The 20,513-nt window shown below is 63.8% G+C and carries 20 protein-coding genes; 9 read left to right on the top strand and 11 right to left on the bottom strand.

The window, feature by feature from the left end; all coding sequences use genetic code 11:
- Position 1: 1 nt before the first annotated feature.
- The 10 genes from ESB00_RS14995 to ESB00_RS15040 all read right to left on the bottom strand — a co-directional run bounded on the left by ESB00_RS14995 (position 2) and on the right by ESB00_RS15040 (position 11,625).
- Positions 2-2,047 carry an N-acetylneuraminate synthase family protein gene (locus ESB00_RS14995; RefSeq protein WP_129048608.1) on the bottom strand — a complete coding sequence of 682 codons (2,046 nt, stop codon included), beginning with the start codon at positions 2,045-2,047 and terminating at the stop codon, positions 2-4.
- Complete coding sequence (pseG, locus tag ESB00_RS15000) at positions 2,044-4,020, bottom strand: UDP-2,4-diacetamido-2,4,6-trideoxy-beta-L-altropyranose hydrolase (protein WP_129048609.1); 1,977 nt, start codon at positions 4,018-4,020, stop codon at positions 2,044-2,046. Before pseG ends, ESB00_RS14995 begins: the two co-directional genes overlap by 4 nt.
- Positions 4,017-4,691: a PIG-L deacetylase family protein gene (locus tag ESB00_RS15005; RefSeq protein ID WP_129048610.1), complete on the bottom strand. Its 675-nt coding sequence runs from the start codon at positions 4,689-4,691 to the stop codon at positions 4,017-4,019. Before ESB00_RS15005 ends, pseG begins: the two co-directional genes overlap by 4 nt.
- Complete coding sequence (gene pseF / locus ESB00_RS15010) at positions 4,688-5,386, bottom strand: pseudaminic acid cytidylyltransferase (RefSeq protein WP_129048611.1); 699 nt, start codon at positions 5,384-5,386, stop codon at positions 4,688-4,690. The genes ESB00_RS15005 and pseF overlap by 4 nt, the downstream gene beginning before the upstream one ends.
- Entirely contained in the window at positions 5,383-6,567 is a 1,185-nt protein-coding gene (gene pseC, locus ESB00_RS15015) for a UDP-4-amino-4,6-dideoxy-N-acetyl-beta-L-altrosamine transaminase (RefSeq protein WP_129048612.1), read from the bottom strand. The genes pseF and pseC overlap by 4 nt, the downstream gene beginning before the upstream one ends.
- Positions 6,568-6,589: 22 nt before the next feature.
- On the bottom strand, positions 6,590-7,687 hold the full coding sequence (gene pseB / locus ESB00_RS15020) for a UDP-N-acetylglucosamine 4,6-dehydratase (inverting) (protein WP_129048613.1): 1,098 nt from the start codon (positions 7,685-7,687) through the stop codon (positions 6,590-6,592).
- A 53-nt stretch (positions 7,688-7,740) separates the two neighbouring features.
- Positions 7,741-8,370 (bottom strand): O-linked N-acetylglucosamine transferase family protein, encoded by a 630-nt coding sequence (locus ESB00_RS15025; RefSeq protein WP_129048614.1) that lies wholly within the window; start codon positions 8,368-8,370, stop codon positions 7,741-7,743.
- Positions 8,371-8,378: 8 nt separating this feature from the next.
- Complete coding sequence (locus ESB00_RS15030; RefSeq protein ID WP_129048615.1) at positions 8,379-8,861, bottom strand: hypothetical protein; 483 nt, start codon at positions 8,859-8,861, stop codon at positions 8,379-8,381.
- A gap of 360 nt (positions 8,862-9,221) precedes the next feature.
- Positions 9,222-9,497, bottom strand: a complete 276-nt coding sequence (locus tag ESB00_RS15035; protein WP_129048616.1) for a hypothetical protein — start codon at positions 9,495-9,497, stop codon at positions 9,222-9,224.
- Positions 9,498-9,681: 184 nt separating this feature from the next.
- Positions 9,682-11,625, bottom strand: a complete 1,944-nt coding sequence (locus tag ESB00_RS15040) for an O-linked N-acetylglucosamine transferase, SPINDLY family protein (RefSeq protein WP_129048617.1) — start codon at positions 11,623-11,625, stop codon at positions 9,682-9,684.
- Between the two features lie 226 nt (positions 11,626-11,851).
- Here ESB00_RS15040 and ESB00_RS15045 point away from each other — a divergent pair, with 226 nt between their 5' ends.
- The 9 genes from ESB00_RS15045 to ESB00_RS15080 all read left to right on the top strand — a co-directional run bounded on the left by ESB00_RS15045 (position 11,852) and on the right by ESB00_RS15080 (position 19,770).
- Positions 11,852-12,772 carry an HDOD domain-containing protein gene (locus ESB00_RS15045; RefSeq protein WP_129048618.1) on the top strand — a complete coding sequence of 307 codons (921 nt, stop codon included), beginning with the start codon at positions 11,852-11,854 and terminating at the stop codon, positions 12,770-12,772.
- Between the two features lie 82 nt (positions 12,773-12,854).
- Complete coding sequence (locus tag ESB00_RS15050; RefSeq protein WP_129048619.1) at positions 12,855-14,756, top strand: hybrid sensor histidine kinase/response regulator; 1,902 nt, start codon at positions 12,855-12,857, stop codon at positions 14,754-14,756.
- Between the two features lie 242 nt (positions 14,757-14,998).
- Positions 14,999-15,502 carry a hypothetical protein gene (locus ESB00_RS19725; RefSeq protein ID WP_164976237.1) on the top strand — a complete coding sequence of 168 codons (504 nt, stop codon included), beginning with the start codon at positions 14,999-15,001 and terminating at the stop codon, positions 15,500-15,502.
- A gap of 176 nt (positions 15,503-15,678) precedes the next feature.
- Complete coding sequence (locus ESB00_RS19730; RefSeq protein WP_164976238.1) at positions 15,679-16,827, top strand: tetratricopeptide repeat protein; 1,149 nt, start codon at positions 15,679-15,681, stop codon at positions 16,825-16,827.
- Positions 16,784-17,167 (top strand): hypothetical protein, encoded by a 384-nt coding sequence (locus tag ESB00_RS15060; protein ID WP_129048621.1) that lies wholly within the window; start codon positions 16,784-16,786, stop codon positions 17,165-17,167. The genes ESB00_RS19730 and ESB00_RS15060 overlap by 44 nt, the downstream gene beginning before the upstream one ends.
- 162 nt (positions 17,168-17,329) lie before the next feature.
- Positions 17,330-18,271, top strand: a complete 942-nt coding sequence (locus ESB00_RS15065; RefSeq protein WP_129048622.1) for an HDOD domain-containing protein — start codon at positions 17,330-17,332, stop codon at positions 18,269-18,271.
- A gap of 95 nt (positions 18,272-18,366) precedes the next feature.
- Positions 18,367-18,699, top strand: coding sequence for a hypothetical protein (locus ESB00_RS15070; RefSeq protein WP_129048623.1), 333 nt, complete (start codon positions 18,367-18,369; stop codon positions 18,697-18,699).
- Complete coding sequence (locus ESB00_RS15075; protein WP_129048624.1) at positions 18,696-19,148, top strand: Spy/CpxP family protein refolding chaperone; 453 nt, start codon at positions 18,696-18,698, stop codon at positions 19,146-19,148. Before ESB00_RS15070 ends, ESB00_RS15075 begins: the two co-directional genes overlap by 4 nt.
- Positions 19,149-19,167: 19 nt before the next feature.
- Entirely contained in the window at positions 19,168-19,770 is a 603-nt protein-coding gene (locus ESB00_RS15080) for an RNA polymerase sigma factor (protein ID WP_129048625.1), read from the top strand.
- 25 nt (positions 19,771-19,795) lie between these two features.
- On the opposite strand, the gene ESB00_RS15085 is transcribed toward ESB00_RS15080, so the two are convergent.
- Positions 19,796-20,452, bottom strand: a complete 657-nt coding sequence (locus ESB00_RS15085; protein WP_164976240.1) for an energy transducer TonB — start codon at positions 20,450-20,452, stop codon at positions 19,796-19,798.
- Between the last annotated feature and the right edge of the window lie 61 nt (positions 20,453-20,513).

A 20,513-nucleotide genomic window follows, 5' to 3' on the forward strand; every position in this document is an offset into this window, starting at 1 on the left:
TTCAGGCGGCCGCGGCGGCGGCCAGACGATCCCACTGCAGGATCTCCTCGGCCGCAACGGCACGGGTCAGCACGCGACCAAGCACATGGTCGAGTTCGCCCGGCGGAATGCCCGAGGCGGGACGCGCGAGATAGACGTCATCGGCCGTGAGGCGATGACCCGCCGGCAGATCGCGGCGGATGATGATGCTCTTGAGGTATTCGCTCCGGTTGCGCAGCTCGCGCGCGGTGGGTGGCACAAACTCCGCCGGCACCTTGGGTCGGCCGAGCGGGGTGGCCCGCAACGTGGCGATGTATTCCGCAAACTCCTCCGGTTGCATCGCAAAGGGATGATCAGGACCGCTCTGGCGACGATCGAGCGTGATATGCTTCTCGAACAACACGGCACCGGCCGCGCGAGCAGCGAGGGCCGCCTCCACGCCCATGGCGTGATCCGAGAAGCCGAAGATCGCCCCATGCCGCTTGGCGAGGAACGGCAGGTTGCCGAGACGCAGCTCCTCCGGCTTGGGCGGGTAAACCGCGCAACAGTGGAAGAAGGCCGCACCCGGCCCGTGCGACGCGAGGGTTTTCACCGTCGCGTCGATGTCCGGGAGCTGTGCCATGCCGAACGACACGAGGATCGGGGCCGGCAAACGGTTCACCAGGCTGCGCAGGAAAGGCAGGTTATTGTGATCCATCGAGGCGATTTTCACCACGTCGAGCCCGACCTGTTCCGCCCACCGGAGGCCGTGCGGGCCGTGGATCGTGGCGGAGAAATCCATGCCCAGTTCGTGACAATAGTCCCGGAGTTCGGGAAACCACTCTTTCGGCGTCTGCAGATGCCGGCCAAACATCTCGCGCGCGGAGATGTCACCATAGAGCTTGTCGAGGCCGTAGGCGCTGGCGCGCACGCCGGCACTCACGATCTCTTCCGGTTCGTAGATCTGGAACTTGGCGCAATCGCAGCCGGCGGCCGCGATCTCGCGCAGCATGGTGCGGGCGGTGGCGAGGTCCCGGTTGTGGTTGGTGCCGACCTCGGCCATGATGTAGGGCCGCAGGGCGGGGCCGATCTTGGGCTGGCCGCGAACAGAAAGCGCGGTGGATTCGTGGGTGCTCAGGGTGGGCATGGGGGCGGATGGTTGAAACTCGTTGTGCCAGTGACGGATCAGACGCAGGCCGGGGGCAAACGCCGCCATGGCCGTCGTGACGGTCTCGTCGGCGTAGAGCGCGAACGGGTCAACGCCTGCCGCGATGGCCAGACAAAAGGTCGTAGAAACCCGCGGGTTGACCTCAAAAGGCAGCACCTCACCGGCGGCTGTGACCATGCACTGGATGTTATAGGGACCCGTCGGACGGAAAGCGGCCTGGAAACGCGCCGCATAGGCGGTGATCGCCGGATTGGCCTCGGTCGCCGCGCGGATCGTGATGCCGCGTTTGGAATCCACGCGGACCGGCACGACTGCCCGCAGTTGCGCGTGCCGGTCGGCGAGCACGAAGACTGTGTATTCTTGCCCGGCGATGCATTCCTGCGCCACGACCTGGGTCGGCTCGGTGCCCTGGAGGATCAAGTAGGCCGGGATCTGCGCGGGTTGTTCAAGGCGCATGACGCCGCGCGAGCCACGACCGGACCGAGGCTTGAGAATCAGCGGAAACCGCCAATCCGCCGCCTCGTCGGCGAGGCCCGTGCGCGGAACGGCAAGACCGTGCGCTTGGAGCGCCCGGGCGAAGGCCAGCTTGTCCAGCATCGTGGCCACAAATTCACCGGACCCAAGCAGCACTTCCGGCAGCGTGCCCTGTTGCCTCGCCGCGGCCAGCAGGGGCAGTTCCTCATCCACACAGGGCACGATGAGGTCGATGCGGCGCTCGCGACAGATCCGGGCCAAGCAGGAGACGAAATCTGGACTGCCGGCCGAGGGAATCACCACACACCGGTCGGCAGGAATCGCCGGGTCGATCACGCCGGCCTGGGCATCGGCAAAATGCAACTCGTAGCGAGTGTGTAACAATCGCCAGAGCGCCTCGTTGCCCGCGCCGCCGCCGCCGGTGATGAGAATGCGCCGGGGCTTCATGACGCGGTGATGGCCAGCCGGTAGCGGCGGCCCTGATGTTCGAAAAACGCGGGGTAACGCTCATTGTCCGCCACGCGCAGCTGATTGAACTGTTCAGCCAGCGTCCGGGCCGGCTCCAACCGGCTGTCTTCGGGCCGACGGCGCGCGTAAAAGCTTTCCTCACCCGACTGCGCCCGGGCCTGCGCCACGCATTGGGGATATTCCTGCACGAAGCGGCGGCACAAAGTGAGTGTCGCGGCCGCCTGCCGGGCGCGCAGCTCGCTCACAAGTTCGTCTCCTTTCAGGTGGATGATTTCCTCGGCGTAGATCAGGCCGCTGTCCACGCGCTCGGCCGCCTCGATCAGGGTCACGGGGATTTCCGTGCGGCCTTCCAGGACCTGCCAGGTAAGCGGCGACCAGCCTTTGCCGTGCGGCAGAGCGCTCTCATGCACCACGAGGTTGTGGCGGTAACGGGCGCGAATCGCGGCCGGCACCAGCTGTCCGCAACCCAGGTAAAAACAATAGTCCCCACCCCGGAGTTCACCGGGAGCATGCACCCACTCGACCGTGTGCCCGTCCCGCATCCAACCGAGCACGAGGTCGGCCAGCGATTCGTTCAACCAGCTCGAGGCGTCCGACAGGATCGCCAGCCGCTGGCCGGCCCGCACCGCGTTTCCGGCTGCTCGCAAAGGAGGCAGAACCCGCGAGTGTCCGTCTGCCATGGGCATGGCGGCGCGCAGAAGGACCAAAGCGCTGGCTAGAACCCTGGATGTGGCCACCTTCGCAAAACCAGACTCCAACTCTTGGGTGACCAAAGCTAAACTGTCTTCCTGCGGAGTGAACTCCAGACGCGCCACCGGCAACCCGGTGGCATGAACCAAAAAGCACCGGCCGGATTCGCCCTGAATGGTGTAATTTTCCACGGGTGTCGGCTGAAGCTGTTCGGCGACGCGCAGCACCCCCAGCCCATCGACCAGATTTCGGCCGGAGACGCTCAATCGCCGGCGCTTTTCCGGCGAACTGAGCAGGCCCTGCAGCTCATCGCTGAGATTCGCCTCGGTGAAATCAGCCAGCGGACCGAGATAAATCACGCTGCCATCCGCGGCGAGGCTCCGGCAGGCTGTGAGTTGATTCTCGGAAACGCCAACCAAGAGCGAGGGCACGCCCAGGCAAAGGCGCTCCCAGGTCGCGCCACCGCCAGCACCGATCGCCACATCGGCCTGTAGCAGCAAATCGGCGAGATGAGGCCGGGTGGAGAGAATCCGGGTGCGTCCGCGGCTGGCCGCCAGAACCTCGAGTGAGGCACGATGCGGGTAGTTCGGTCCGACGACTACATCCACGGCCAGTCCCGCAAACGGACTCTCCGAGAGCACACGCAAAGTCCGGCCGGAAAGATTCTCGGCATCCACACCGCCGAAGAAAACGAGAACGCGAGTCACTTCTTCGGCTGCATCCGTTGTCTTCAGCGCACGCGCGACAGCATACTCCGGCCGCAGCAGCGCATACCTTGGACCGAGTAGCACCTGACAGCCGGCGGGTACCGAACCGTGGGTTGCGCCCTGATTCTGGTTGAGGAGAAAGTCGCAGTCGTGCGCGCGGGCGGGCAGGTCGTCGATGGCCAGAATTCGGCCGCAGTGCGGGCGCAGCGCCCTTTCCCACGACGCATCCAATCCGTAGTGGTCCACCACCAACCAGTCGGGCCGTAGGCCAGCCAGGGCGGCAATGGTCTCCCGGGCATCCTGGTCAACCGGCACTCCCCGCCACACGGAATAGACATCGTCCGCGGACGCGACGATGTCACTGCCAGGAGCAGGCAGCAGCGTGGCCGGCATCAATTCCTCCGCGAGCCGCGCGGCCAGATGGCCGTCGTGGCTGCGGGTGATGAAGCGAACTTCCGCCCCACGCCGACGCAACTCGTGCGCCAGAGTAAGGCACCGCACCACATGGCCGGTGCCGATCAACCGGGAGGAATCGCAGCGGAAAACAATTTTCATGACACCCTCCGGCCCAGAATGAAGGCCTCCGCGGCTTCGGCGCCGATGGTCGCGCCACGCCACCGCGCCAGATGCTCCACGCCCTGCCGCGAACGCGGATGCGGCCAGGGTCGCATTTCCACCGAGTAGGCATCGATCGCGCGCAACTTGCGTTCAAGTTGAAGTCCGATGTCCACAAACCAATTGGGCGCGAAAACCGGCGCCGAACCGGGCGGCTGCCACTCCGTGCTGGAAGCAACCTCGAAGAAAAGCAGGGTGCGCACCGGCTGTCCCGCCTGCGGTCGCGTGGCGGCGATCACGGCTTCATGCAGGCGGCGGTGGTCGATGTTCACGTCACCGGCGTGATGCGTGTAGAGCGTATCGGGCCGGTGGGCGGCGATCTGGGCCTCGGCCAGTTTCACGATGTCGAGCAACGGAACCGTATCCAGACGGTTGTCCGGAAGGTCTCCGAAAGAAACCGACGTGACGCCCAGTTCCGCCAGCGCACGTCGTGAGGCCTCCCGGCGCATGGTCAAGGCCGCGTGATCCACCAGGTCCCGAGAGTTGACCCCATCGGCCAGGAAGGCCACGTGGATGGCCGCGCCCTCGTCGGCATGGCGGGCCAGCGCGCCGCCGCACCCGAGGACCTCGTCGTCGGGATGGGCGGCCAGCACTAGAATACGGGACTTCAAGCGACTTGACGGGATACGCTGTCGAACATCAGCTCCGCACGAGTCCAGTCATCCAGGTTGTCGATGTCCTGCACGCGCCAGCGCGGGATGATGACCGGGTGGGAATGACGTTCAAAGAAGCGCTTGCCCTCCAGCCAGGCGTCGGGACGCCCCCAGTAGAACTGGCCGGCATCGTGCAGCGCCTTGGGCAGATCCTGCGAACGGGCGGTGAACTTGTCGGGGAAAAACATCTCCACCCCACCCTCGGGATGCGGCTGGAACGAGCGGAAGATCGGGGCGGCGAATTCGGTGGCCGTAAACGCGTAGGCCCAGGGTCCGGAGGCCAAGGCCTCGCAGCCGCGGCGGAGATCGGAAATGTGAACAAACGGCGCCGTGGCATAGATGCAGCAGACCGCATCGTAGGCACCGTGGCGTTCCTGCATCCAGCGGGTCGCATGAGCGATCACCTCGATGGTGCCGGCGTGGTCGTTGGAAAGCTCCGCCGGCCGCATGAATGGCGTCTCCGCGCCATGCGCACGGGCGATGGCGGCGATTTCCTGATCGTCGGTGGAGACAATCACATCGGTGAAAAGCCCGCTGGCGCGTGCCGCCACAATCGAGTGGGCGATCATCGGCTTGCCGGCGAACAGGCGGATGTTTTTCCGCGGGATGCGCTTCGATCCGCCTCGGGCGGGAATGACACAAAGGTTTTTCATCGGCTGGGAATCGGTGACAGGGACAGGACAGTATCGATGACAAGGGCCACGTCGGCATCGGTCATCGCGGGGAAAAGCGGAAGGCTGAGCGCACGTTGGTAATACGCTTCGGCCGCGGGGCACTTGCCCGGACCGTAGCCGAAGGTGCGCCGATACCACGGCTGGAGATGCACGGGAATGTAGTGGACCTGCGTGCCAACTCCGGCCTCGCGGAGTGCGGACATGACTTGGGACCGGGAGCGTCCCAACGCGGCAAAATCGATCTGCACCGTATAGAGATGCCAGGAAGTCGTGGCGGCATCAGCGGCCGTGCGCAGGCCGGGCGTTCGCAGCCAATCGGTGCCGGCGAAGGCGGCGTTGTAGGCCGCGACGATCTCGCGGCGGCGCGTCAGCACGGCTTCGAGGCGATCAAGTTGCGAGAGTCCGAGCGCACACTGGAGGTCGGTGAGCCGGTAGTTGAAGCCCAGCTCCTGCATCTCATAGAGCCAGGGACCGGGTTCCGTGGTAAATTCGGTGAAGTTGTCGGCGACCCGCTCAATGCCATGTGAACGCAGACGGCGGGCCTGCTCAGCCCAGTCGGCCCGGTCGGTCACGAGCATGCCGCCCTCGCCCGTCGTCAGTGTCTTGACGGGGTGGAAACTGAAAACCGCGAGATCGGCCCAGGGATTGCCGCCTACATTCCAGACGCGCCCTTCGGCATGAAAACTCCCACCCACCGCGTGGCAGGCATCCTCAATCACAATGGCGCCGCGTGCGCGCGCGATGCGAGAGACTTCCGGCAGGTTGGCGGTCTGACCGGCAAAATCCACGGCTACGACCGCGCGGGTGTCGTCGAGCCAGTTTTTTTCCAGCGCGTGCGGATTTATCGTGTAGCTGACTGGGTCGATGTCAGCGAAGTCCGGCGTGGCACCCACGTAGGCAGCACAGTTGGCCGAAGCGAGAAAGGTGTTGGGCGAAGTGACGACGCGGTCTCCGGGGCCGATGCCAGCCACCTTCAACGCGAGATGTAGCGCGGCCGTGGCGTTGTTGACGGCGACGGCGTGTTTCGCCCCGACCCGCGCGGCAAAGCGTCGTTCGAATTCGGCGACCAACGGCCCTTGCGTCAGATGATCCGAGCGCAGCGCGGCCACGACGGCGGCGATGTCCTGTTCGGTGATGGTCTGGCGTCCGTAGGGCAGCATGGTCGCATCCGTGCGTGATGGTTCAGGCGACGGTCTTGAGTTCGGTGAAATGCGGGTGGCGGCTGTCGCGGCCGGGGTCGGCGCGGAGGAACTCGGCGGATTCCACCTGCTCGGCGATCAGCTCGCGCAGCTCGGGGACGGATAGAAATTGCGGGTTAGTGCCGCTGTTGTAGCAGAATCCCGCGGGCACGCGGGTGGCCTCATGGCCTGACGCATACTCGTCGAACGAGTATTCGGCTCCATTGGGCAGAATCGCGTAGTAGCGGCCGAGATCCACGGTGTTGTAGCTGTCGGAGCTGGTGATCATCTCCTCGTGCAGTTTCTCGCCGGGACGCACGCCGACGACTGGATGCGGGCACTCGGGGGCGATCGCGTTGGCCAGGTCCATGATGCGATAGGACGGAATCTTCGGCACGAGAATCTCGCCGCCCCAGGCGTGCTGGATGCTCCAGAGCACCATGTCCACGCCCTCCTGGAGCGTGATGTTGAAACGGGTCATCTCCGGATCGGTGATCGGAAGCACACCGGTCTTCCGCTTCTCGAGGAAGAACGGGATGACCGAACCACGGCTGCCCATCACGTTGCCGTAGCGGACGACGCTGAGACGGAGATCGCGCGAGCCTTTGATGTTGTTGGCGGCGACAAAGAGCTTGTCGGAGCAGAGTTTGGTGGCGCCGTAGAGGTTGATCGGGGCGGCGGCTTTGTCGGTGGAGAGCGCGACCACGCGGCGCACGCCGCTGTCGAGGCAGGCCTCAATGAGGTTCTGCGCGCCGAGGACGTTGGTCTTGATGCACTCGAAGGGGTTGTATTCCGCCGTCGGCACCTGCTTGAGGGCGGCGGCGTGGACGACGACGTCGATGCCTTCCAGGGCGCGACGCACACGGCGCTCGTCGCGGACATCGCCGATGAAGTAGCGGAGCGCAGGATGGCGGCTCGGCGGAAACTCCTGGGCCATCTCGAACTGCTTCAACTCATCGCGGGAGAAGATCACCAGGCGGCGGATATTCGGGTAGCGGGCGAGCACGGTGCGGACAAAGGCCTTGCCAAACGAGCCGGTGCCGCCGGTGAGCAGGATGCTGGTGTTGTCGAGAGAGTGCAGGGGACTGTGGACGGGGGGCATGGTGGATCGGAGATGGGAGATTGGAGACGGAAGGCCGGCGACCAGAGGATGGTTCAGGCGGAAACGGCGGTGGCGGTAATGCGGGAGCGAAAATAGGCGCGGTATGCCGGCTCGTAGGCCAGTTCGGAGCACAGTGCGAGGTAGGCTTCGTCGTTGGAGACGATCAGCTCGTCCAGCCCGAGGCTGCGCAGCAGGGCCGCACCCGTGAGGGAGCGGAACGTGCCGCCTTCGCAAGTCACGACCGGCAGGCCGTGTTCGAGCGCATCAGCCGCGACGTGAACGCCGGCAAAGGAATGCGTGTCGAGATAGACATCGCCGAGCTTGAGCAGCTCGCCGGCATCCGTGCACGAAGGGAAGCGGATGCTGGAGACGATCAGCCGCTCGGGGGCCACACCGTGGGCCTCGAGTACGTGGTCGAACTCCGCGCAGAAGCGTTTGATCGGATAGGGTGACGAGCCGTTATCATTGAGGGGATGCAACAGGAGACGTGCGCCCGGGACGGCGGCCAGCAACCGGGCCCACAGCTCAAGCATCTCGGGCGTGATTTTGTAGAAATTGGCGGCCGAAACGAAAAGCATGGTGTTCTCAGTCAGGCCAATGTGTGCACGGGTCCAGGTGCGCACCGGCGCTACGGGAGCGACGGAAGTCGGGGAAGCGGAGTCGGCGAGAGTGCAGGGATTCACGGGATTTCTCAGATGGCCCGCGCGTGCGCGGTGGGGGTTTCAGAAGGCCAGACGGACTCGATCAAATTATTGGCGACCCCCGGGGCCGGGCCGCTGAGGAGGCGCACGAGTTGGGCCTGATCGCGCATGAACATCACGCGGTCGAAAGTTTCGCGCCCCACGTAACGAAACACCTCGCTCATTGAAGGCTTTTCGCCGGGTCGGTCGGCGAGCAAAAGCACCTTGGTGCCTTTGAACGCGCGAAGATTGGCGGGGCGCACACTCCAATCGGTATCCGCCACACAAACGAGCGCGTCGGGTGTTTGTCCGAAGGGAATTTTGGCCAAAATTTGCGTCAGGTCGGTTTCACCGAATTCAGTCCGCATGGAAATCCAGCGTCCTTCGATGGTCTGATTATCCGCCCACTCGGGACCGGCCGTGATCTGTTCCTCGCTCAGGTGGAGCGGACAGTGGTAGATCGGGTGGGAGCCGGTGAGGAGGAGGACGCGCATGGGAGGAGCGTCGTAATCTCTGCATATTGCGCGCCCGCCTGAGGGGGCGAACGCGCAAACAATTGAGGAAGAAGCGATAGAAATCTTTTTTCCCACCCAACCTGGTAATTTGCGAACTGACTGGGCAACCGGGCCTCGATGAGGGGCAATTTTTTCCTGAACGAAAACAGATCCCGAGCCTTGCTCGCGGAGTGAACGGATGGCAGTCACAGGACTGGCAGGACGAAATGCCAGGGCGACAAGCTCCGCTTTACTCCTCAGCGGGAGAATGTTCGCGTAAAATCACGCGACATCCAAGGGCGTAGCCCACGAGGAAAATCCTGTGGGAACCCAACGAACAATGAGTGGGTGGCCTGCGCCTCAGGCGCACGCCACCATCGGCACATCAAAAATCTGGCAGTCGAACGCCACGGCCGAGTCACGCAGGTAGATAATTTGATCGGGCCACTGCTCGTCCGGAATTTTGGACAGCACCAGATCAAGATCGTTGATCCCGGTCGGCGCCCGCAAGGAGAGCCAGCGCCCCTCAATATCCTGCGCATCCGGCCAATCCGGTCCGGCAACGATCTGCTCGTCCGCGATTTTCGGGATGCTCACACGGTCAGCGGGGCTGTCAGAAAGGATGAGGGCGCGCATGGGGTTGGGAATTATTCGGCACAATGTGCATAACCTGCGCCCAACAAAACGGTCCGCCTCTTAAATCATTCTTCTCCAATGATAAGTAATTTTATTTATTTCAATCCATTGGATCAGAACCGGCCGCGTCCATCAACAACTTAGACTTCTGGCAAATTTTTCCGCCCTTAAATGCAGCCGCGATTCAGGCCACCGCGCGGGTGGAGTTCTGTGACGCACACCACGCCATCCAGCACTCACGGAGGGCCGCCGCAAACCGTGCCGACTGACCGGCGTGATCACCGAGCGGCGAGTTGCGGACCTCTTCGCGCAGGCCGGCGCGGATGGCCGCGAGCTTCAAGGGATCAGCAGCAAGTTCCGTAGCTATACGCAAGTAGTCTTCGGGCGTTTGTGCCACCCATTCGCCACGGCCGATGGCCGTCAGCAGGCTACCGCTGACGCGCGCCACATGGCGATCACCCATGAGGGTAACCACGGGTACGCCCATCCAGAGCGCTTCGCAGGTGGTCGTGGTCCCGTGGTAAGGGAAAGTGTCGAGCGAGATATCCACGCGACCGTAAAGCGCGAGATGGTCGTCGGTTTTGGCCGTGCGCTCGAGAAACTCAATCCGCTGCACCGGCAGGCCCGCCGCGGCGAACCGCTCAAAGTAGCGCTGACGCACGGCCTCATCGCCGAATCCCCTCCCCTTCAGCAACAGCCGCGAACCTGGCACCGCCGCCAGCACCCGCGCCCACAACGCGAGCGTCGCATCCGTGACCTTGGCCACGTTGTTGAAGCTGCCGAAGGTGACCGGGCCAATGTTCGTATTACGAACATTGGGCTGGGAGCCGTCGTCGGGGGCACCGGTGGGAATGTTCGTATTACGAACATTCACCTCGGGGGTGACGGGCGGGGGCTGGTAGGCCCAAGCGGTCGGGGCGAAGCGGACGAGCTTCTCGGTGGCGAGCGCATCGGCGGGGCCGACGGGATCCACAATGGCGTCGGTGAAGCGGTAGTGCATGGCCGACAATCCGGTGGTGTTGGGGTAGCCGAGGTAGTTCACCTGTACCGGGGCGAGGTGGCGGGCGAAGAGCGGCAGGCGCGAGGTCATGCCCGTGTGCCCGGCGAGGTCCACGAGAATGTCGGGGGCGTCGGAGCGGATGGCCTTCTCGACGGCTGCATCAGACTGGCCGACAAAATTGCGCCAGACCGATGCGAATCCCCTGAGTTTCTCCGAGACCGCATCGACGCGGAAATGATCGTGGTAGAGGTAGAGTTCGAACTGTGTGGGATCGAGATGACGGAGCAGGGGCTCGAGGAACCAGGCGCACGAGTGGGCGCGCAAATCAGGCGAGAGAATGGCGAGACGGAGACGGCGAGACGGAGACGGATCATTGGCAAAGACCGGCGTCGGGTGCCGGCCGACAGCCTTGCCGTAGGCCACATGCTCGGCAAACAGCTGCTCGCGAGGCAGATCGTCGAGGTGATTGAGCGCGTAAAGCCGGTAGCTACGCGCTTCCAGATTGCCTGGCTCGAGCTCCAGAAACTTGTCGTAGGCGGCGATGGCCTCGGGGATGCGGTGCATCTGTTGCAGCACCTGGGCCCGGCCATAGTAAGCCTTGGCGTAAGTCGGATCGATGGCGATGGCACGCTCGTGGCAGGACAGCGCCTCGGACTGGCGGCCGGCAAGGCTGAGCGTGAGTCCGAAATTGTAGAGCCCCTTGGGAAAGGAGGACTGCAGAGTGAGCGCCTTCTGGTGGCACTCAATGGCGGCGGACAAACGGTCCGACAGCTTCAGGCAGTGCGCGAGACCGTCCCAGGCTTCGGCAGAAGCGGGATCGAGCGCCACCGCGGTGCGAAACGGCTGCTCGGCGTCCGCGGCCCGGCCGGCCGCGGTAAGCGCAAAGCCGAGGCGCAGTGCGCAGGGGGCGTTTTTCGGCCCGAGGCGGTGAGCCTTGGAGAGCAGTTCCACGGCCTCGGCGGCACGACCGCGCTGGAGGGCCACGATGCCGGATAGATGCACGGCATCGAAGTGGTTGGGCAAAGCCGCGCGCACCCGCCGGTAAAGTGCCTCGGCCTGGTCCAGCCGCCCGGCACGGTGATGCACAAGGGCATCCTGCAACAGGCGTTGGTATTGGGCGTGTGACATCCGGTTGTGCGCATACGCCCGGCACCGCAGGGGCACAGGGAGATTCGCACCCGCATCATCGGCACACAGAGCCGCGACTTTAGATGCAAAACTAAAGCAAGCAGCGAAATGGCCGGACGCCACTTGGGTTGCAATTGCGCTCAAGAACATAGCCCCTGGGACGTTGAAAAGCCGTCGCACCGGCCACCGGAGAAAGCCCTCCGGATGCGATTTGCGTTAATCACCCATGTCACCCACCTCCCAACCGATCCTGACCGGCAAATATTCGGATGAAATCATCCGCAAGCGGATCAACGACTGCCCGAAACTGGCCTCGTTGGGACGCATCAATCAGGCGCTGCGCGAGCTGGTGAACTCCGAGGGCAGCGTCTCGTCGCAGATCGCCGAGATCATCCGGCGCGACCCGTCGCTGACCGCCCGGCTGCTGCGCATGGTGAACTCGGTTTACTACGGTCTCTCGAACAGCGTGAGCAACATCGAGGAGGCGATCTTCTTTCTCGGCCTGCGCCAGATCCGCGAGCTGGCCATGGCCACGCCCGTGATCGAGGAGATGTCCTCGTTCCAATCGCAAGGCAAGGCCCCCCTGCCTTGGAAGGATCTGTGGGCGCACAGCCTTGGCACGGCCATTCTCACGCGAGAAATTCTCGGCGCCCTCCCGATCACCATCGACGACGACACCGACTATCTCGTCGGGTTGCTGCACAACGTGGGCAAGGTTGTGATGGCGCATGCCTTTCCGGGGGAGCTCGAGGAGCTCAACCGCACCGAATTTGCCACCATCGCCGATGTTTCCCGGCGCGAAATCGAGCTGATCGGCTGGGACCACGCGCAGATCGGTGCCGTTTATCTCGAGCGGCACAAGATGAGCGACGAAATCGTGCTGGCCGTGCAGTATCACAATACGCCCGCGGTCGCGCCCCGTTACCAGATGTTCGCGGCCGCCGTGCAGGTGGCCGACTGCCTCGTGCGCCACGCCGGCATCCTCGGCGGTTTCGAGAAGGTTCAGCCGGTGGAGAAGGATGCCTGGGTCCAGATGGAAGGCTGGCATATTCTCTATGGTGCCGACGGCCCCGAGACCAAGATCGCCCGCGCGGCGATCGACAACGCCCTGCCCCGCCTGCCGCAGATGCTGAGCGGCCTGCTTTGAGCGGCCGACCGCACGCAGCGCGCAAAAAATGCGCGTCATTGCCCCCTCAAGTTGGCGTCCGTGCGGCCGATTCTAAGCACGCATGTCAGTCGTGATTTGCGATACACCCGCGGGGGCGTCCGCCCACCCGTCGCCAGAGGCTTTGCTCGGTGCTTGGACCGGCAGTGCCGCCTTTGTCTATTGCCGTGATCTCGGCGGCCGCTTTTTGGCGGCCAATGAGTCCTTTGCGCGCAAATTCGGCCGGCCGGCCGACCAGATCGCGGGCAAACCGGTCGCGGGCGTCGTGCATCAGGACGACGTGAAGTCCTTCGCGCGCGCCGACGAGGCCGCGCAACGCGCCCCGCACAATTCCGCCCATGAGCAGCGCTGGCTGACACCACAGGGCTGGCGCTGGGTGGACTGGGAGGAGTCCGCCATCTTCAACGTCGAGGGCCGGATCATCGGCGTGCGCGCCGTGGGCCACGACATCACGCGCCGGCGCCTCGCCGAGGAACAGTTTCACAAGCTGTCCAGTGCCGTTGAACAATCGCCCATCGCCATCGCAATCACCGACGCCGACGGCCATGTGCAATATGTGAACGGCAAGTTCACCATGACCACCGGCCTTACGCTCGAGACCATTCTCGACCGCGAGATCGATGTGCTGCGCGAGGGCCACGCTTCGGAGCAGGCCTATCAGGAATTCCGCGCCCATGTGCGCTCCGGCCGCGAGTGGCGCGGAGAAATCCACCGCCAGAGCCCCGAGGGGCGGCTCGTGTGGGAATCCGTGCAAGTCTGCTGCCTGCGCAATCCGGCGGGCGAGATCGCCAACCTGCTGCTGCTGCGCGAGGACATCACCGAGCGCAAAGGTCTCGAGGGTCAGCTCCGCCAGATCCAGAAGATGGAGGGCATCGGCACGCTCGCCGGCGGCATCGCCCACGACTTCAACAACATCCTCGCCGTCATCAACGGCTACGCCGAGCTCTGCGTGCTCAACGCCAACGAGCCCGCCATCATCCAGAAGAGCGTGCGCGAGATCAAGCGGGCCGCCGAACGCGCCACCGGCCTCGTGCGCCAGATCCTCACTTTCAGCCGCAAGGCCGAGGTGAGGGTGGCCCCGCTCGACCTCAACCAGCATCTCCGCGACCTGGTAAAACTCCTCGCCGAGACCTTTCCGCGCAACATCACCTTCAATTTCGCCCTGGACGACAATCTGCCGCCGCTGCTGGCCGACCAAAACCAGCTGCAGCAGATCGTGCTCAACCTCTGCGTGAACGCCCGCGACGCCATGCCCGGCGGCGGCACGATCACCCTCTCCACCCAGCGGATCGACGGAGACTCAATGCCGGCCAACATGCGCAACCGGCGCGCCTGCGCCTGCCTGAAGGTGAGCGACACCGGCACGGGCATGCCGCCGGAAGTGCGCGAGCGCATTTTCGAACCGTTCTTCACCACCAAGGGCGTCAACAAGGGCACCGGTCTCGGGCTCGCCGTCGTCTATGGCATCGTGGCCAGCCACGAGGGTGCCATCGATGTCGAGAGCACGGTCGGCCAGGGCAGCACGTTCCGGGTCTGCCTGCCTTTTGCCGATGCCGCCGTGCAGGCCCCGATCACCGTCAAGCCCAGCGAGTTCCCCGGTGGCAATGAATCCATCCTCATCGTGGACGACGAAGCGGCCCTGCGCATGTTGCTCGAAACCACTTTCACCCGCAAAGGCTACACAGTCACCACGGCGCGCGACGGTCTCGAAGCCATCGACGTGCTCGGTCGCGGGGACAAGCGATTCGATGTGGTCCTGCTGGATCTCAACATGCCTGGGGCCACCGGCATCGAGGTCATGAAGGTGCTGAAGGCCACCCATCCCGAGTCCAAAGTTCTCATACTGACCGGCCACCTTACGCCCGAAGTGCGCACAGAATTTGAGTCCCTTGGTCAGCGTGACTTCGTGCGCAAGCCCTACACCTTGGACGAACTCGGACGACAGATTCGTGTCCTGCTGGCCTGAGGGCCAGAACAGCGCAAACTGCTTTATTTCTTACGCTTGGGAATGTGCAGGAAATCGCCGAAACCATGCAATTTCCCTCAAGAAAGCTCCCGGCGGACCGTTTGGAGAGGACAGCGAATCAGAATCCTCCGCTGAAATGGAACCATTCTCCATTCATGCCTCGTGCATTTACAAAGTCTCCGCTTCGCGGCGGGGCACCTGCGACCTTGTGTCGGATGATCCTGGTGTTGCTCCATCTCTCGATGGTCGCGACCGCCCACGCGGCGCAGCAAACCCTGGCACTTCCGAGACCGGCATCGCGACCGTATCTGGCAACCTTCGGCGCACCGGCGCTGCGTTTCCAGGATGCGAAACCGATCACGCCCGCCACGGCCAAGCCGATTGCCGGCGGTCCGCCGGTAGCCGCGAATGCGCCGGAAATCGCCGAAGTCTCCCTGGCCAACAATCAGGCGGCCGCCTCCACTCCGCCGATGCCCGTGGAGAAGCCGGTCGAAGCACCGATGGTTCCGGAAGCCACGGAAGCACACTCCCAAGCTCCGAAAGAATCCGAACCGCATCCCAAAGCTCTACCCATTTTGCCGGACGACACGCGTCGCAAGGTGAAGTCACAGGACTTTCTGCCGCTCTTCCGTTTTCCTGGCAGTTCCGGCAATCCCGAGGACGTCACCATAATCGCGCCCGGGGTGCCGACTCCTCCGGCTCCCGCCGCCTTGCCGCCCAGCTCAGCCACCTACCGGCAATACTGAGCCTGTGCCTCGGCTTGGCGCTGAGTGTACAAGCCGGCGAATCCGCCGGGCACGCTGAGCACCCGGCGGCAGATAAATCGGTCCCGGAGGCGCATGCTTCCGAACCGGCGCATGCGCCGGTGGAAAAATCAACCCATTCTATCGCCCCGGCCGGGCCGTCGGCCGCCCACGAGCTATTGAAGGAAGGACGGGGCCTCATTCAACTTGGCCAAAGCCTGACCGAGCGCGGCGATTTTGCGGCGGCGGAAATCGCCTATCGCCGCATCATGAACGACCGGCGCTACGCCAAGCAGGAACAACGCGACGCTCTCTTGGGCCTCGCCCGCATGTATCGCGCCCAGGGCGTCTTCATCAAGGCGGCCGCGGTATATGAGATGTTCCTCAAAACGCACGGCGACGATCCCCGCGTGCCCGACGCCCTGCTTGAACTCGGCCGCACCCACCGTGCGATGGGTGCCTACAAGAACGCGCTGAACCGGTTCTACAACGTCATCCATTCCACGCTGAAACTGTCCTCCGAAAGCTACGAGCATTACCAGTTGCTCGCGAAAACCGCCCAGTTCGAGATCGCCGAGACCCATTACGAAACCGGTAACTTCGCCGAAGCCGCAAAATTCTTCGACCGCCTGCGTCTGCTGGACCTGGCACCGGAAGACCGGGCCCGCGCCCTGTTCAAAGCCGCCGGCTCGCTGCTCAACGCCGGTGAGCTGGAGCAGGCGATCACCAAGCTCAACCAGTATCTGGAGCAATGGCCCGGCGATGCCAATGCCGCCGAAGCCCGCTACTTGCTGGCACTCACGCTGCGCAAGATCGGGCGCACCGAGGAGGCCCTCGGCATCACGCTCACCCTGTTGAAGGACGAGCACAACAATGCGGCCAAGGACCCGCAGGGCTGGGCCTACTGGCAACGCCGCACCGGCAACCAGCTGGCCAACGAATTTTTCCAAAACGGCGACACCCTTGGCGCGGTCGCAATCTACGAAAGCCTGGCCCAGCTCTCCCCGGAAAACAGCTGGCGGCTGCCCATCATTTACCAGACCGGCTTGTGCTACGAACGTCTTCGTCAAACCGAACGTGCGACCAAGGCCTACCGGGAAATCATCCAAGTGGTCGAAAGTATCGCCGAAAAGCCGGTGGGTGGTGAGTTGACGGAACTGGCCAGAATGGCCGCCTGGCGCATCGGGCAGCTCGAATGGAGTGGACAGACGGAGCGACAATTGCAGCAGTTCTTCAGCGCAACTCCGCCAGCCACTCCCGCAACCCCGATCATCGCCCCCGTCCATGACCCCGATGCAAGCGCTGCAGCAGCACCAGGACCTCTGTAACGAGCTCCATCAGCTCGCGCTGGAGGAAAACAGCTTTCTCCAGCAGCACCGTCGCACGCCCGACGCCGCCCTCTTGGAGCGCAAGAAAGGCCTGCTGGCCCGGCTCGACGAGACGCTCGCCGCCCTCCGGGAGGTCCCGCGCAACAGCGCCGACAGCGCAGCTTTTCGCGCCGCACTCGACAAGACCCGCGCACGCATCCTGCAGATTCTTCAGCTCGACAAGGAGAACGAACAGCTGCTGCTGCGTTTCAGCCTGGCCGGCGCCACCGGCGCGACCGCTGTGTCCCCTGCGGCGCCAAGTGCCTCGATGCTGCAGAAGATCTACCAGCGTCACTCCTGACCTTAGCCGGGTTTGCGTTATTCGGTACTTTGAGTGGTCGCCTTGGAGGGCGATTACTTTCCCTTGAGCCTTACGGCCAGGCGGCTCTTCGCAGCGATTTTTGGTGAATCAAAAGGTAAGCGATTGGCGAAAGCCGTTTGTAAAAACGGCCGATAGAGGGATGTGCTTCGCCTTACCTCATCCCCGTTTAACACCGCTCTGACTTTGGATGAGGTCGTTCGCGACTTGGAGCATCTCCCTTCCGCACCGCGAGTGCTGCCGCGGCTCAAACAACTGCTTTGCGACGGCAACACCGCGATGAGCGAAGTTGTAGAGATGATCCGGCTTGATCCGGGCATAGCGGCCCGAGTGCTGCAGTTTGGCAACAGCGCCTATTTCAGCCAAGGGCTGCGCTGCTACACTGTCGAAGAGGCGGTCAACCGGGTTGGTTACGAGCACATCTACGAACTCGTCTCCACCGCCGTTGCCTCGCAAGTCCTGGTGCGCCCGCTTTGCACCTACGGTCTCGAAGCCGAGGATCTCTGGCAGAACTCAATCGCCTGTGCCCTCGCCACGGAAGTGCTGGCGGACCGGCTAAACGTCGATCGCAATGTCGCCTACACGGTCGGCCTGCTCCATTGCCTAGGCATGGTGGTGATTGATGACTGGGCGACCCGCCGCCAGCCCTCCCTGCGCCTCGTCTCCCGTGGCTTGCCCCTTGAAACCTGCGAGGAGGAGCGGGCCTGCCTCGGGTTTCATCATGCCGAGGCCGGAGCGGCTTTGTTGCGCTTCTGGGCATTCCCACAGGTCATTTCCGAGCCGGTGCGCTGGCAGTATCTGCCCGGCGGCACGGCCGCCCATAATCAGCTGGCCTCATTGCTCCACGCCGCCAAATGGGTTCGAACCCGCGTGTTGCATCCGGAACTGAGTGTAGCGACCCCACAGCCGGCCCTGCTCAAACGACTTGGGCTGAATTTGACCCAGCTACAAACCGTGGCCGGCGAAGTGGAGCACCGGCTGCGGGCCATCAACCGCCAGTTGGAAACCGACCTCCCCACCCACTCTCTCAGTTTCCCGGCCGGGGAACGCACCATAGTCGGGTCGGGAATCCGGCGCACCGGCTGACCGGCTGACCGGCGAACCCGAGGGGAAGTCCGATTATTTGAAGGACATCATCGGGTGCCGGTGTTATGCATCGGGCTACAGCCAGCCCCGTTGTCATGACACCTACTCCCGATCCGCTTGATAAATTGCTGGACCGCTGGTCCGAAACCCCCGACCCCTCGCCCCGGCTCACGGCCAATGTCTGGCAGCATATCGCCCTGGCCGACCAGCCGGCCAGATCCATGGGCTGGTGGGCCGCAATCGAAAACTGGCTGGCCCGTCCCGCGGTCGCAGTGGGCTTTGTGACCGCATGCGCGTTGCTTGGACTTTTTCTGGCGGAAATCCGCGTGAGCCATCTGCAGCGGGAGCGCAGCGCCGAGCTGGCCCGGAGTTATCTCCGACTCATTGACCCGCTCATGAACGCGCCCAGCCGGGAGGACCGCTCATGAAACGGGTACTCCTCACCCTGTTGCTCGGCCTGGCAACCGGCACGGCGGTTCATTACGCCTACTTTGATTTTCACCATCGGGGCGCCGACACCTTGGAAGGAAAGCTGGCGTGGATTCGCACGGAGCTGAATCTCAGTGATGCGCAATTCGCCCGCATCAGCGCGCTGCATCAGGCCTCCCACCCCCGTTTGCAGCACATGGCCGAACAGGTGGCTCAGATGCAGGCCGAGTTCGCCGAGTTTGAGCGGACCCGCCGCACCAACGACCGGGTGAACTTTCTGGAGTTCGCCCGCTTCGTGGAAAGCCGCCGCGAACTCAACCGCGAGTGCCTCGACTCCACACGCCAGCTGGTGCTCGCCTCCGCCGAGGTGATGACTCCCGAGCAACGCGAGCGTTACATCAAGCTCGTTGCCACGGCCGAACCGCTCATGGGAGCACTGATGAACTGAAGCGCCCGCCCCGCGCGCTGTGTCCCACGATCCCGCAACCGATCAGGCCGCCCTGCTGGCGTTGCAGCAGGGCGATGCCTCCGCCCTGAACCGCCTGATCGTGCGCTGGCAGCGGCCTCTGCACAGCTTTGCGTACCGTTACTGTCAGAACCGTGCAGACGCCGAGGACCTCGTGGCCCAGGCTTTCGCCCGGCTCTACCAACAGCGCCTCCGCCTCCGGCCCGACACGCGACTCAGCGCCTGGCTCTTCACCACGCTGACCAACCTCTGTCACAACCATCATCGCTGGAAACGGCGTCATCCCACAGTAAACCTTGAGACCGGCCCGCATGATCCCGATGCCTCCGGTCCGCGGGGCCCCTCACAGGATTGTTTGCCGGCCGAGGGGCGGACACCCGAGCAGGCGATGGAACATGACGAGTCACTCCAGGCACTGCGCTCCGCCATCGACCGCCTGCCTCATGAGCTGAAAGTCACGCTGCTCCTGCACCACTACGACCATCTTTCCTACCGGGAAATCGGCGAAATCACCGGTTGCTCCGAGCGCGGGGTTGAAACCCGGCTCTATCGCGCGAAAAAGCTGCTGCGCGAACTTCTCCTGTCCCATGCGACGCTTCGGTGAGAGGCCCGGGCGCCTGGAGGTGGGGTTACTTGGGTTGGAACTTAAACTCCTGCTCTGCGTAAACCAACACGGGCTGGCCTTTCCGCAGCGGGGACTCGAAACGCCACTGTTCAACCGCGGCCACCGCAGCGGCCGCGTATTCATCGTCAGCCGCGTCGCGCTCCACCGCCGGCATGCGCACGCGCCCTTCTGGATCGATATAGAAGGCCACGGTGACATGACGCTCGCGGCTGGTCCTGGGCACAACCGGTGACACCACATGAACCGGATTGGGGATCCGGTCCAACTCGCTCAGTTTGCAAGGGGAGAAAGTGTAGCGTTCCCGCAACTCCCCGAGGATCATCCGCTGCTCCATCGCTCCGGGCAGATTCTGCACGATGACCCCGCGGTCACGAAACAGAAACTGCACCTCGGTCCGCGCCGCCCGCGCAATTCCCCGGGCTCGGGCGGGCTCAAAGCGCCAGCGTTTCAGGGCATCAACCGCTGCCTCGGCGAAGACCTTATGAGTGTAACCCGTGACCAGACAGTCAGTCAGGTCTCCATCAGCATCCACGCTGATCACGACCCGCGCCTCCCCCGAATAAATGGCCTCGTATAGCATTCTGGGCGGATAAACCAAAACCGTCGTCTGATTGATGGCCACCCCGACATCCGCCTCCGACGCAGGCAGGGGCTTGGCCAACGCGGAAACCAGGCTGGCGAGAATCAGAAAGGCCCCAAGCAGGGGCTGCGCGCACTTGTTC

It is taken from the genome of Oleiharenicola lentus (genome assembly GCF_004118375.1).
GTDB lineage: Bacteria > Verrucomicrobiota > Verrucomicrobiia > Opitutales > Opitutaceae > Lacunisphaera > Lacunisphaera lenta.

Bases quoted from the DNA above. Each gene is read 5' to 3' on its own strand.
- ESB00_RS15045 (WP_129048618.1), top strand. From the start codon at position 11,852: ATGTCACCCACCTCCCAACCGATCCTGACCGGCAAATATTCGGATGAA.
- ESB00_RS15075 (WP_129048624.1), top strand. From the start codon at position 18,696: ATGAAACGGGTACTCCTCACCCTGTTGCTCGGCCTGGCAACCGGCACG.
- pseF (WP_129048611.1), bottom strand. From the start codon at position 5,386: ATGAAAAACCTTTGTGTCATTCCCGCCCGAGGCGGATCGAAGCGCATC.
- ESB00_RS14995 (WP_129048608.1), bottom strand. From the start codon at position 2,047: ATGAAGCCCCGGCGCATTCTCATCACCGGCGGCGGCGGCGCGGGCAAC.
- ESB00_RS15030 (WP_129048615.1), bottom strand. From the start codon at position 8,861: ATGCGCGTCCTCCTCCTCACCGGCTCCCACCCGATCTACCACTGTCCG.
- pseB (WP_129048613.1), bottom strand. From the start codon at position 7,687: ATGCCCCCCGTCCACAGTCCCCTGCACTCTCTCGACAACACCAGCATC.
- ESB00_RS15035 (WP_129048616.1), bottom strand. From the start codon at position 9,497: ATGCGCGCCCTCATCCTTTCTGACAGCCCCGCTGACCGTGTGAGCATC.
- ESB00_RS15070 (WP_129048623.1), top strand. From the start codon at position 18,367: ATGACACCTACTCCCGATCCGCTTGATAAATTGCTGGACCGCTGGTCC.
- pseC (WP_129048612.1), bottom strand. From the start codon at position 6,567: ATGCTGCCCTACGGACGCCAGACCATCACCGAACAGGACATCGCCGCC.
- ESB00_RS15060 (WP_129048621.1), top strand. From the start codon at position 16,784: ATGACCCCGATGCAAGCGCTGCAGCAGCACCAGGACCTCTGTAACGAG.
- ESB00_RS15050 (WP_129048619.1), top strand. From the start codon at position 12,855: ATGTCAGTCGTGATTTGCGATACACCCGCGGGGGCGTCCGCCCACCCG.
- ESB00_RS15040 (WP_129048617.1), bottom strand. From the start codon at position 11,625: ATGTCACACGCCCAATACCAACGCCTGTTGCAGGATGCCCTTGTGCAT.
- pseG (WP_129048609.1), bottom strand. From the start codon at position 4,020: ATGAAAATTGTTTTCCGCTGCGATTCCTCCCGGTTGATCGGCACCGGC.
- ESB00_RS19725 (WP_164976237.1), top strand. From the start codon at position 14,999: ATGGTCGCGACCGCCCACGCGGCGCAGCAAACCCTGGCACTTCCGAGA.